Below are 11,605 nucleotides of genomic sequence, written 5' to 3' on the forward strand. Positions count from 1 at the left end.
GCGTGGGCCCTTGGAAGAGGGGGCCATGGAAACCCTGCTGATTCCATTCTCGCCGCGCTTCATCGTGCTGACGATCTGTGCGGTCGTCACCGCGCTCCTGATCGGCATCGGCATCGCCGATCGCAAGATCTTCGACATCCTGCTGATCCCGATCCTGATCTTCGGCGCCCTGACGCTGCTCGGCGTCCGCGACCTGCTTCAGAAGAGCCATGCGGTGCTGCGCAACTACCCGATCTCGGCGCACATCCGCTTCCTGCTCGAAGAGATCCGTCCCGAGATGCGGCAGTATTTCTTCGAGAGCGAGAAGGACGGCATGCCGTTCTCGCGCGACACCCGTGCGGTGGTCTATCAGCGCGCCAAGATGCAGCTCGACAAGCGTCCGTTCGGCACCCAGGAGGACGTCTACCGCGAGGGCTATGAGTGGATGCATCACTCGGTGTCGCCGAAGGCGCATGCCGAGGAGAAGTTTCGCGTTGTCGTCGGCGGACCGGACTGCAAGAAGCCTTACTCGGCCTCGGTGTTCAACGTCTCGGCGATGAGCTTTGGCGCGCTCAGCCCGAACGCGGTGCGTGCGCTGAATGCCGGCGCGAAGAAGGGCGGCTTCGCCCATGACACCGGCGAAGGCGGCTTCAGCCCCTATCACCGCGAGATGGGCGGCGACATCATCTGGGAGATCGGCTCGGGTTATTTCGGCTGCCGCCACCTCGACGGCTCGTTCGATCCCGAAGCGTTCGCGCGTGTCGCCGGCGAAGACCAGATCAAGATGGTCGAGCTCAAGATCAGCCAGGGTGCCAAGCCCGGCCATGGCGGCGTGCTGCCGGCGGCGAAGGTCTCGGAGGAGATTTCCAAGATCCGCGGCGTGTCCATGGGCGAGGACTGCATCTCGCCGGCCTCGCACCGCGCCTTCTCGACGCCTGTTGGCATGATGCAGTTCATCGCGGAGATGCGTCGCCTCTCCGGCGGCAAGCCGGCCGGATTCAAGCTGTGCATCGGTCATCCCTGGGAATTCCTGGCGATCTGCAAGGCGATGCTGGAGACCGGCATCTATCCCGATTTCATCGTCGTCGACGGCAACGAGGGCGGCACCGGCGCGGCGCCGCTGGAGTTCATGGACCATCTCGGCATGCCGATGCGCGAGGGCGTCAACTTCGTCCACAACGCGCTGATCGGCATCAATGCGCGCGACCGCATCAGGCTCGGCGCCTCCGGCAAGATCGCCACTGCGTTCGACATGGCGCGGGCGATGGCGATCGGCGCCGACTGGTGCAATTCGGCGCGCGGCTTCATGTTCTCGCTCGGCTGCATCCAGTCGCTGAGCTGCCACACCGACCGCTGCCCGACCGGTGTCGCGACGCAGGACCCGACGCGGGCGCGCGCGCTCTACGTGCCGCTCAAGATCGACCGCGTGCACAATTACCACCATGCCACGCTGCACTCGTTGACCGAGCTGATCGCCGCGGCCGGTCTCGAGCATCCCCGGCAGCTGCGCCCGATCCACTTCAGCCAACGGACGTCGACGACCCAGGTGCAATCTTTCGCGCAGCTCTATCCGGCGCTGCGTCCGGGCGAACTGCTCGAAGGCACGGAAGACGCGCGCTTCCGCGACGCCTGGCGGATGGCGCGGGCGGAGACGTTCCAGCCGGCGCTGTGAGGCGCCGGGCCGCGGTATGATGTAGTCGCGCGCGGCCATAATTGTCGCGGGCAGAGCGTGGGCTTAACGTCTGATTCAACTTTGGGTGTAGATTCATCCCATGGACGAGCGACGCAACAAAGCCAGACATCGCGTGCTGAAGGCCGGAACGATCGAGTTCGGTGGCGGCGCGATCGACTGCACCGTCCGCAATTTCTCGGACACCGGCGCAGCCCTCGACGTCACCAGCCCGGTCGGCATTCCCGAACGCTTCACCCTGTTCATCCAGGCCGACGGAAAGCATCTGGCGTGCACCGTGGTCTGGCGCAAGGAAAAGCGGATCGGTGTGAAGTTCGGGTGAGGGCTTTGCGTTTGACCTGAGCGCGCACCACAATCTCAGCCGTCGTCCCGGACAAGCGCAAGCGCAGATCCGGGACCCATACCGCGTGATCTATCGATCGCGGTTGGTAGCAGTACTGCGCAACTACCAGCCTTCGCCAAACTCAGTCCTGTGATTATGGGTCCCGGATCTTCGCTCCGCTTCGCTGCGCTTGTCCGGGACGACGAGAGTGGATCACGCCGCCGCCTGCTCGCCCCTCCGGCTCGCCAAGATCTTGTCGATCCTTCTTCCGTCGAGATCGACCACCTCGATGTGCCAGCCGCCGAGGTCGAAGGCGTCGCCGACATTGGGCAGCACGTTGAAGTGTTGCAGCACGAGGCCCGCCACGGTGTAGAAGCGATGTTGCGGCGGCAGTTCGATGCCGAGCAGTTCGCAGAATTCGTCGACCGGCATCCAGCCGGCGACCAGCAGCGATTCGTCGGCGCGCTTGACATAGGCCGGCTCCGGCGGGCCTTCCTCGGAATGGAACGCGCCGACGATCGATTCCAGGATGTCGGCCGCGGTGACCACGCCTTCGAAGGCGCCGTACTCGTCATAGACGAAACCGACATGGACCGGAGCGACCCTCAGGATCGCGAGCACGTCGCGGGCATCCGCCGAGGCGGGAATGCTTGGCGCTTCGCGGACAAGTGCCCGCAGATCGGGCGTGCGTTCGTTCATGAAAGCGACCAGCAGGTCCTTGGCCTGGAGCACGCCGATCGGCTTGTCGCGATCGCCGTCCGACGCCGGAAAGCGCGAATGCGGGCTCTTTGCGATGATCTCCTGAATGGCTTGCGGTGCGTCGTTCAGGTCGATCTCGTCGACCTCCGTGCGCGGCGTCATGACGGCGCCGACCGGCCGGTCGCCGAGCCGCATCACGCCGGCGATCATCTCCTTCTCGCCGGGTTCGAGCACGCCGGCGTTTTCGGCTTCGCTGACGAGGTGATGGATCTCGTCCTCCGAGACCTTCTCCTCGGCCTTGCCGCCGCGGCCGAGCAGCGTGAGGATCAGCTTGCCGGAGAGATCGAGCAGGAAGACGAGCGGCAGCGAAATCCGCGCCAGAACATGCATCGCGGGCGCGACCTTGACCGCGATGCTCTCGGGGTCGCGCAGCGCCACCTGCTTCGGCACCAGCTCGCCGACGATCAAGGTGGCGTAGGTGATGAGCGTGACGACGATGCCGACGCCGACGATGTCGGCGATGCCGGCGGACAGGCCGAGCTCGACCAGCCACTGCGCCAGCCGCTGCCCGAGCGTCGCGCCGGAGAATGCACCGGAGAGCACGCCCACCAGCGTGATGCCGATCTGAACCGTCGAGAGGAATTTGCCGGGATCGGCCGCCAGCGTCAGCGCGCGGTCTGCGCCGCGCACGCCCTTGGCGGCGAGCAGCGAGAGGCGGGCCGGGCGGGACGAGACCACGGCCAGCTCGGACATCGAGAGCAGGCCGTTGATGACGATCAGGACGACGACGATGACGAGTTCGACCGAGAGCATTGATGTTCCGGAGGTATAAGAGTGCGGCCGGATGGCGGCGCAAGCATTGATATAGGTATTTTGCGGGGAAAATCCCGGCAATTCTGTCGCACTTGGCACCAGGGGGAACCCGGCGACGACGGCGTTGGGGAGACCCGCGCGGCCCAAGGCACTCCGCGGAACTACGGGCCTTTGCTTAACGGGCCCTTAGTGGCCGCCAGCTAGGTTTTCGACATTTGTAGCAATGTATTCGGGGACCCAAGGATGCGGATCGGGAAGCTCTTCGCGCTGTCGATGCTGACGGTGACGTTTTTTGCAGTCATCCTCGGCGCCGAGGTGCTGATACCCCAGGCGCGCATCTTCACGAACCGCTCCGACGCGATCAAGACGGTTGACGCTTTTGGTGCGACCCTGATGGTCAGCCAGCAAGTCGCCGGCCTTCGTGCCCCCTATATCGGACCAATCTTCCAGGAAGCCGCTGCGACGCAGGCCCAGATCGACGCTGCCGCGAAGGCCGCGAAAGCCGCCGAGACCGCCTTCGAGGGCGCAAAGCGGGCCATCATGGTGCTGGACGACGGCGGAGCGATTGCCGAGAATCTCGACCGTGCCGCACGGCGGCTGAAGGAGATCAACGCCGCGGCAGATCGCGCAATGAGCGTTCCGCTGGCGGCGCGCGACAGTGCCGCGATCAAGGGTTTCCTGCCCGGTGTTGCCGAGGTGCTCGCCAATATCGAACCGGTCATGAACCGGCTCGAGGCGAAGGTCGTCAATGCCGATTCCTCGCTTGCGGCGTTGCTGAACCTGGCGCGGACGGCGCAGGATCTGCGCGTCTCGGCCGGCAGCCGCGCCGCCACGCTGTCGCCGGCGCTAAGCGCACGCCGACCGCTCACGGCGGCCGAGCTCTCGCTGATGGATCGTATGCAGGGGCGCGTCGAGGCCGACCGCGAGCGCATCGAGGCCGGTATCGACCAGCTCGGAAGCCCACCCCGCATCGCGACCGCGCTGAAGGCGGCGACGGACTCCTATTTCGGGAAAGCAGCGGTCGTCGTGGATAAGGAAATGCCCGCGGCCCGCAGCGACGGCAAGTACGGCGTCAACGCCGAGGAGCTGGCCGGTGTCATCGTGCCGGCCATCCAGATGTTCTACGGCGTGCGCGACGCCGCGCTGGCCGAAGCTGCCGAGCGCGCCGCCTCCGCGCGCGATGGCGCGCTGGCGATGCTCGCCCTCGCGGGCGTGGCGGTGCTGGCGCTGCTCGGGACGCTCGGTGGCGTGACCATGATGCTGCGCAGCCGCGTGGTGACGCCGCTCAGCCGGCTCGCGGACGTGATCGGGACGCTCGCCGCCGGACAGCATGAAGTCGAGATCCCCGCGACGGGCCGCAACGACGAGATCGGCCAGGTGGCGGGCTCGCTGCGGCACTTCAAGGATTCGCTCGTCGCCAAGAAGGCCGCCGACGAGGCGGCCGCGGTCGAAGCCGAGGCGAGGCTCCGTCGCGGCCAGCGCGTGGACCAGATCGCGCGCGACTTCGAAGCCATGATCGGCGATGTCATCAACACCGTCGCGTCGGCATCTTCGGAGCTGGAGGCCTCGGCGGGAACGCTGACGAGCACGGCCGATCAATCGGAAAAGGTCACTGCGACCGTCGCGGCCGCGTCCGAGCAGGCCTCCACCAACGTGCAGACCGTTGCCGCGGCGGCGGAGGAAATGGCCTCGTCGGTCGACGAGATCAGCCGGCAGGTCCAGGACTCCGCGCGTGTCGCCGGCGAGGCGGTGCAGCAGGCCGGACGGACCAACGACCACGTCGGCGAGCTGGCCAAGGCCGCCGGCCGGATCGGGGACGTCGTCGAGCTCATCAGCCAGATCGCGGGCCAGACCAATCTTCTGGCGCTGAACGCCACCATCGAGGCGGCGCGCGCCGGCGAGGCCGGCCGCGGCTTTGCCGTCGTCGCCTCGGAGGTCAAGGCGCTGGCTGAGCAGACCGCCAAGGCCACCGGCGAGATCAGCCAGCAGATCGCGGGAATCCAGACGGCGACGGAAGATTCCGTCGGCGCCATCAAGGCGATCGGCGACACCATCACCCGCATGTCCGAGATCGCGTCTACGATCGCCTCGGCGGTCGAGGAGCAGGGCGCGGCGACGCGGGAGATTTCCCGCAACGTGCAGCAGGCGGCCCGCGGCACCCAGCAGGTCTCCGCCAGCATCGTCGACGTGCAGCGCGGCGCGAGCCAGACCGGATCGGCATCTTCGAATGTGCTCGCGGCAGCCAAATCGCTGTCGGGCGAGAGCAGCCGCCTCAAGGTCGAGGTCGGCAAGTTCCTGGACGCGATCCGGGCCGCGTAGGAGCCCATTGTGGAGAGGACGCGCTTCACCTAGACTTGCATCACGGGGATGTCGCAGCCTCCCCGTGAAGTGGTGATCCCACGCAAGCGCTGCTCGCTGCTGCATGGAGCGAGCAATGGACGGGATCGCAATCGAGCTTCCACTTTTCCTGTTGGCCACTTTCGCTGGCGCGTTCGTCGCCGGCCTCTCCGGCTTTGCCTTCGGCCTCGTCGCGGCATCGCTGTGGCTCTACGTGCTGACGCCGCTTCAGAGCGCCAGCCTGATCGTCGGCTTCGGCCTCCTGGTGCAGGGCTACTCGGTCTGGAAGCTGCGCAGCGCGCTCGACTGGCGCCGGCTATGGCCCTTCATCATCGGTGCCGTCGTGGGCGTGCCGGTCGGCGTGTCCCTTCTGACCTCGGCCGATCCCAAGAGCGTCCGTATCGCGGTTGGCGCAATCCTGATCGTCTACAGCCTCTATGCGTTCTTCAGGCCGCAGCTCAAGGTCGCGTCCGTCGTGCCGCCGGCCGCCGACGTGATGGTGGGTTTCGTCAACGGCCTGCTTGGCGGGCTGACCGGCCTCGCCGGCATCGTCATCACCGTCTGGTGCAATCTGCGCGGCCTGCCCAAGGACGTTCAGCGCGCAACGTTCCAGCCGGTCGCAGTCGTGGTGTTCGCCATGGCGGCGCTCCTGCTGGGCGCCAGGGGAGCGCTCACGCTCGAGACGGCAAAGCTGTTCGCGCTCGGCCTGCCGTTCCTGTTTGCCGGCACGTGGCTCGGGCTGAAGCTGTTCGGCCGGATCGACGAGACCACGTTCCGCAAGATCGTGCTCGCGCTGTTGTTCGTCTCCGGCGTCGCGCTGCTGTTCTGAGCCGCGATCAGAACTCGCCGTGGAGCCGCCCGGAGAACACCGACACCGGGCCACGATCCGCGTTGTAGGCGGGATTGACGATGAGCTGATAGTCCGCGGTGAAGGTGAGCGCCTTGTTCAGCGCATAGGCGTAGTAGGTTTCGAGGATACGCTCCTTGCGATAGTTGAGCGCGCCGTCACCGATCAGCACGCCGAGCCCGCCGGCGGCAAGGAAGTCGCGATAGTCCTGGGAGATTGCGTTGACGGCGCCTCCGATGCCGATCACGTCGTCGGGCCGGCCCCATTTCGTGCCCTTGATCGACAGTCCGCCGGACAGGCTGCGGTTGATGTCGGTGAAGGCAATCGTCTCGCTCTTGCCGTCGTTCCAGCTCCAGCGGCCGAACAGTCCGACATCGTCGGTGATCGCCTGCTCGAGGTTGACGACATAGCCGACCTTGAGGCGGCCGCGCCGGGTCTGTGCGATGTCGAGGTTGAGCGCGGGATTGTCCAGCGTCTCGCGGAAGCTGCCCATATTGGCGCTGTCGACCCAGCCCATGGTCCTGAGCTTGCCGGGTTGGCCGAACAGCGAGAAGCGCGTCTCCAGCTCGAGCACGTACTGGCCGCGCTCCCCGACCTTGGTGTCGAAGTGATTCGAATTGGGCTCCGCGACCATCAGGAAATAGCCGCCGCGCAGCGCCCATTGCTTCTGGTTCAATTCGGCGGTGACGCCATAGGTGAGGCCGACCTTGTCGGCGGAATAGTCGAAGGCACCCGGCGCCCACAGCGACCAGTTCATGAAGTCCTTGCGGGTGTCCTTGGCGTAGGCGTTGCCGTCGAACACGTCGACCACCGCGAACTTGCCAGCCTGCACGGTGAGCCTGGAAACGTCGACCTTCTGGCCGAGCTGCAACTGGCCGCTCGCGAGCTCTTCCTGCTCGCCGCCGAAGCCGAAGGTCTGACGCACGAACAAGCGCGAGGTGTTGTAGTGCGGATAGGGGAAGTTCGACTTCTGCGCCTCGCCGTTGGGGAAGCCGGCCGCGCCGACCGTGTCGTTCAGTCCAAATCCCTGGAGCAGCTCGGGATTGTAATAGACCTCGCCGCCGTCCCACAGCTTCGCGTTCAGGAACAGGCTGTTGCTCCAGGTCGCCTTGGCCTGCGCCGACGGCGAGAGAGAGTTCGTTCCGCTGTAGAGAGCGGGAAACGACGGATAGCCTTGCGGCAGATAGGTGCTCTGACCGTGAATCTCCCAGCGATCCGATTCCGTGTCGATCAGGGAGCTCTTCGGATTGTAGCTCGGCATGCCCGACCAATCGACCTTGCGGTTGAGGCCGAGCCTGACCTGCTGGAAGTCGAGCGACGAGGAGGTGTATTGGGCCCCCGTGGAGAAGGCGACGTTGGCACCGTCGAAGCGGCTATAGAGGTATTCGAGCCGTGCGCTCCAATGCGGTGCGAAGCCGTATTCGATGCCGGCACCCGCGATCCAGCCCGGCCGCGTGTTCAGGATTTTCGGGACTTCGGCGCCGGAGGCCGGCGTGTCGAAATAGCGCTCGCCCATCCAGGCGAAGCCGCCGGTGGCATAGACGAGCCATGGACCGCTGGTGTAGCCGACGCGGCCGCGCAGGCTGGCGGTGTAGTCCCATTGCTGCGTGACGGTGTTGGCGGGTGTCGACAGGAAGGAGACGACCGAGTTCGAGGTGATGTAGTTGGGGAACGAAAAATCGCCTTCGACGCCGACGAGCCAGCCGGAATTGAGCCGGTAATTGTAGCCGGCTTGCACGCCGCCGATCATGCCGCTGAAGACGCCGCTGTCGTTGATCGCGGTGCCGTCGTTCAGCGCGAAGCGGGACGAACCGCGGCCATAGCCGGCATGCGCGCCGATGTAGAGGCCGGTCCAGTCATAGACGGCCTTCAAGGCCGGTGCCTTCAGCGGCAGATCGGCCGCGCGGCCGGCGGCAGGAAAAGCCAGCACGCCCGAGGCAATCGCCGCGGCCGTCCGCAAGTACCGGTGTCGGTGACCTCTCAACGTCAAAACGCACGCCCCCAAACGCGAATGTATCCCATCCGCCGCAACCGACATCCCTGCCGATTCGCGGCGATCCTGTCACCAGGTTCCGGGTGGTCATGCGATCGGCCGAGATGATCTCGATTCGACGCGATTTCTTTCCAAGTCCCCGTGTCTGTTGCAAACCTTATTGCGATTAATTCGCAATAGCAACTGACACGGATTGCCGCAGGTGATGGTTCGCACCGCTGTGTGACGGGACTGCAACAAATTCTCAGGTCCAAAAATGGTTGACCCCGCCCGGGGGGACAGCCGGGCGGGGTCGGGGGCACGACACGGGGTGGATGAGGCGCCCGTGTCGGACGCAGGATCCACGTGAGATCGGCCTCAGGTACTCAAATCAGTAGCAGCTGCGAACGCGGCCAATGTACTGGCCGAAGGCGTTGTACTGGGCGACCCAGCCGCAGCGGTGATAGCCGTAGTAATAGGGGTCGTTGTTGGCGGCGATCGCGGAGCCGACCACAGCGGCGGTGGCGATGCCGGCACCCACACCCCAGACCCAGCCGGGCTGCTTGGCTTCGGCCGAGGAGGTGGTGGACACGATGCTGCCGGTGACGGCGAGGGCAGCGAGAGCGACGGCGGCAATCTTGGTCTTGATCGACATGTGAAACTCCATCCGGGTTGAGGCGGTCCGTTGTGGCCCGCGTGCCCAGTTGGACGGAGGCTCCTCGCGTCCGGTTCGAAAACGGCGGATGCGACTCCGGAGCGAGGTATTTTCCTCAACAACTCCAGGGAGATGTCGGCTAACCGAGAGGGCCCTTGGCGAGCCTGTTCACGTCGAAGTTATCGACCTCGGCAAGCAGCTCGCAGAAGGCCGTCGCGCCCTGATCCAGCAATTGCGCGCCCTTCTCGGGCACGGCCAGCGTCGCATTGCCGATGGCGCCGCTGGCGTTCAGATCCTGCGCCTGCCAGGCGAATGGCGCGGGCCGCTGCGTCGACAGCCAGCGATACTGCGTCTCCATCGCGACGCTGCTCGCGGGAAAATCCGCGATCGCATCCTGACGCACCTGGTCGGGATAGCGCGCCAGCATGATCGAGGTCTCGACCGCGCCGCCATGAATGCCGTGGCGCACCTCCTCGGCCGGGAACAATTTGTCCGCGCCCGACAGCCGCGACCAGGACGTCGTCACCACGAACAGCTTGTGATGCGCGCGCAGATCCTGCGCGACCAGCATCATCGCCGCGCTGTTGCCGCCATGGCTGGTGATGATGACGAGCTTCTTGACCCCGCGACGCGCAACCTCCTCGCCGATCGCGGTCCATCGCTTCAGCGCCACATCGGTCGGCAGCGTCTGCGTGCCCGGATAGTCGATATGCTCGGTGGAAATCCCGACCGGTTCAACGGGGAGAAAACTGGCCGGAACGGTTTCGGGCAAAAGCTCGCGCACGCGCGCCAGGTAGGCGTCGGCGATCAACACGTCGGTTGCGAGCGGAAGATGCGGGCCGTGCTGCTCGGTCGCCGCCAGCGGCAGCACGGCGATCCAGCGCGCCGCGTCCATTGGACCGGCATCGGCCCAGCGGATCTCGGTCCAGTCGCGGGACGGCGTCATCAAGTTTTCCTTGGAGGTTTCTTTGCCCGAATTTGTCACGTAATTTGGGGTATGGAGGGGACGCGGGCCTGGTCGGCTCGCGTCCCCGATGTCTTGCGGTTTTATCGCGTTGGACTGGCATCGGCCAGCCACGATCGACGGAGTCCCATCATGAGCCCCTCTCATCTGCGGCGAGCGTTAACGGCGGGCCTGATGGCCGCTTTCGTCTCTCTTGCGCCGGCGCGCGGCGAGACCCTGGACAAGGTCACCTTCGGCACCAACTGGGTCGCCGAGGCCGAGCATGGTGGCTTCTTCCAGGCGGTCGCCGACGGCACCTATAAGAAGTACGGGCTCGACGTCACCATCGTCCCCGGCGGTCCCAACGAGAACAACCGGATGCTGCTGATCGCCGGCAAGATCGATTTCTTCATGGCCGCGAACACGCTGATGTCGTTCGACGCGGTCGCCAACAACGTCCCCGTCGTCACCATCGCCGCGGTCTTCCAGAAGGATCCGCAGGTGATGCTGACGCAGCCGGACGCCAAGGTTGCGAAGATCGAGGACCTCAAGCCGCTGACCTTGTTCGTCTCCAAGGAAGGCATGACCAGCTACTTCCAGTGGCTGCAGTCCGAATACGGATTTAGCGAGAAGAACGTCCGGCCCTACAATTTCAATCCGCAGCCCTTCATCGCCAATCCCAAGAGCGCGATGCAGGGTTACGTCACCTCCGAGCCCTTCGCCGTCGAGAAGGCCGCCGGCTTCAAGCCGAACGTGCTGCTGCTCGCCGATTACGGCTTCAACACCTACTCGACCCTGATCGAGACCCGCCGTGACATCGCCGAGAAGAAGCCCGATCTGGTGCAGCGCTTCGTCGATGCCTCCATGATCGGCTGGTACAATTACATCTACCGCGACAATTCCGCCGGCAATGCCATGATCAAGAAGCTCAATCCCGAGATGACCGACGATCTGCTGGCCTATTCCGTCGCCAAGATGAAGGAGCACGGCATCGTTGATTCCGGCGAGTCGCTCAAGAACGGCATCGGCGCGATGAGCGACGAGCGCTACACCTCCTTCTTCAACAAGATGGTGAAGGCGGGCGTGGTGAAGCCCGATCTCGATTTCCGCAAGTCCTACACGCTGCGCTTCGTCAACAAGGGCGTCGGCGTCGAGCTCCGCCCGAGCAAGCCGTAGCGCATGCTGGAGCTAGATCGACATGTGGCGGCGCGGTTCACCTCTCCCGTAGGGAGAGGTCGGATCGCATCGAGAGATGCGATCCGGGTGAGGGGATGTGTACCCTCGTGGGACCTGAGCCCCCTCACCCGCGCCTTCGGCGCGACCTCTCCCCGCTGGGGAGAGGTGCAGG

Annotated in this window: 9 protein-coding genes; 5 read left to right on the forward strand and 4 right to left on the reverse strand. The window is 65.4% G+C overall.

The annotated features are described in order from the left end of the window. The first annotated feature begins 25 nt into the window (after window positions 1-25). Together XI09_RS29880 and XI09_RS29885 are read left to right on the forward strand one after the other, a co-directional pair. The gene (locus XI09_RS29880; protein ID WP_271570029.1) at window positions 26-1,651 is read left to right on the forward strand and encodes an FMN-binding glutamate synthase family protein; all 1,626 of its coding nucleotides are present in this window, start codon (window positions 26-28) and stop codon (window positions 1,649-1,651) included. Window positions 1,652-1,751: 100 nt separating this feature from the next. Continuing rightward, window positions 1,752-1,991, forward strand: coding sequence for a PilZ domain-containing protein (locus XI09_RS29885; protein WP_271570030.1), 240 nt, complete (start codon window positions 1,752-1,754; stop codon window positions 1,989-1,991). Between the two features lie 213 nt (window positions 1,992-2,204). On the opposite strand, the gene XI09_RS29890 is transcribed toward XI09_RS29885, so the two are convergent. Next, window positions 2,205-3,503 (reverse strand): hemolysin family protein, encoded by a 1,299-nt coding sequence (locus tag XI09_RS29890; RefSeq protein WP_271570031.1) that lies wholly within the window; start codon window positions 3,501-3,503, stop codon window positions 2,205-2,207. 243 nt (window positions 3,504-3,746) lie between these two features. Here XI09_RS29890 and XI09_RS29895 point away from each other — a divergent pair, with 243 nt between their 5' ends. Both XI09_RS29895 and XI09_RS29900 read left to right on the forward strand, forming a co-directional pair. Further along, window positions 3,747-5,822: a methyl-accepting chemotaxis protein gene (locus tag XI09_RS29895; RefSeq protein WP_271570032.1), complete on the forward strand. Its 2,076-nt coding sequence runs from the start codon at window positions 3,747-3,749 to the stop codon at window positions 5,820-5,822. A gap of 115 nt (window positions 5,823-5,937) precedes the next feature. Continuing rightward, window positions 5,938-6,669, forward strand: a complete 732-nt coding sequence (locus tag XI09_RS29900; RefSeq protein ID WP_271570033.1) for a sulfite exporter TauE/SafE family protein — start codon at window positions 5,938-5,940, stop codon at window positions 6,667-6,669. Between the two features lie 7 nt (window positions 6,670-6,676). Here the strand turns inward: XI09_RS29900 and XI09_RS29905 are convergent, their stop codons facing one another. The 3 genes from XI09_RS29905 to XI09_RS29915 form a co-directional block, all read right to left on the reverse strand. Beyond that, window positions 6,677-8,647, reverse strand: coding sequence for a carbohydrate porin (locus tag XI09_RS29905; protein ID WP_271570034.1), 1,971 nt, complete (start codon window positions 8,645-8,647; stop codon window positions 6,677-6,679). Between the two features lie 403 nt (window positions 8,648-9,050). Further along, the gene (locus tag XI09_RS29910) at window positions 9,051-9,314 is read right to left on the reverse strand and encodes a hypothetical protein (RefSeq protein ID WP_271570035.1); all 264 of its coding nucleotides are present in this window, start codon (window positions 9,312-9,314) and stop codon (window positions 9,051-9,053) included. A gap of 139 nt (window positions 9,315-9,453) precedes the next feature. Then, the gene (locus tag XI09_RS29915) at window positions 9,454-10,260 is read right to left on the reverse strand and encodes a creatininase family protein (RefSeq protein WP_271570036.1); all 807 of its coding nucleotides are present in this window, start codon (window positions 10,258-10,260) and stop codon (window positions 9,454-9,456) included. 150 nt (window positions 10,261-10,410) lie between these two features. Here XI09_RS29915 and XI09_RS29920 point away from each other — a divergent pair, with 150 nt between their 5' ends. Continuing rightward, window positions 10,411-11,433 carry an ABC transporter substrate-binding protein gene (locus tag XI09_RS29920; RefSeq protein ID WP_271570037.1) on the forward strand — a complete coding sequence of 341 codons (1,023 nt, stop codon included), beginning with the start codon at window positions 10,411-10,413 and terminating at the stop codon, window positions 11,431-11,433. The last annotated feature ends 172 nt before the right edge of the window (window positions 11,434-11,605 follow it).

Source organism: Bradyrhizobium sp. CCBAU 11386, assembly GCF_028128955.1.
Lineage (GTDB): Bacteria > Pseudomonadota > Alphaproteobacteria > Rhizobiales > Xanthobacteraceae > Bradyrhizobium.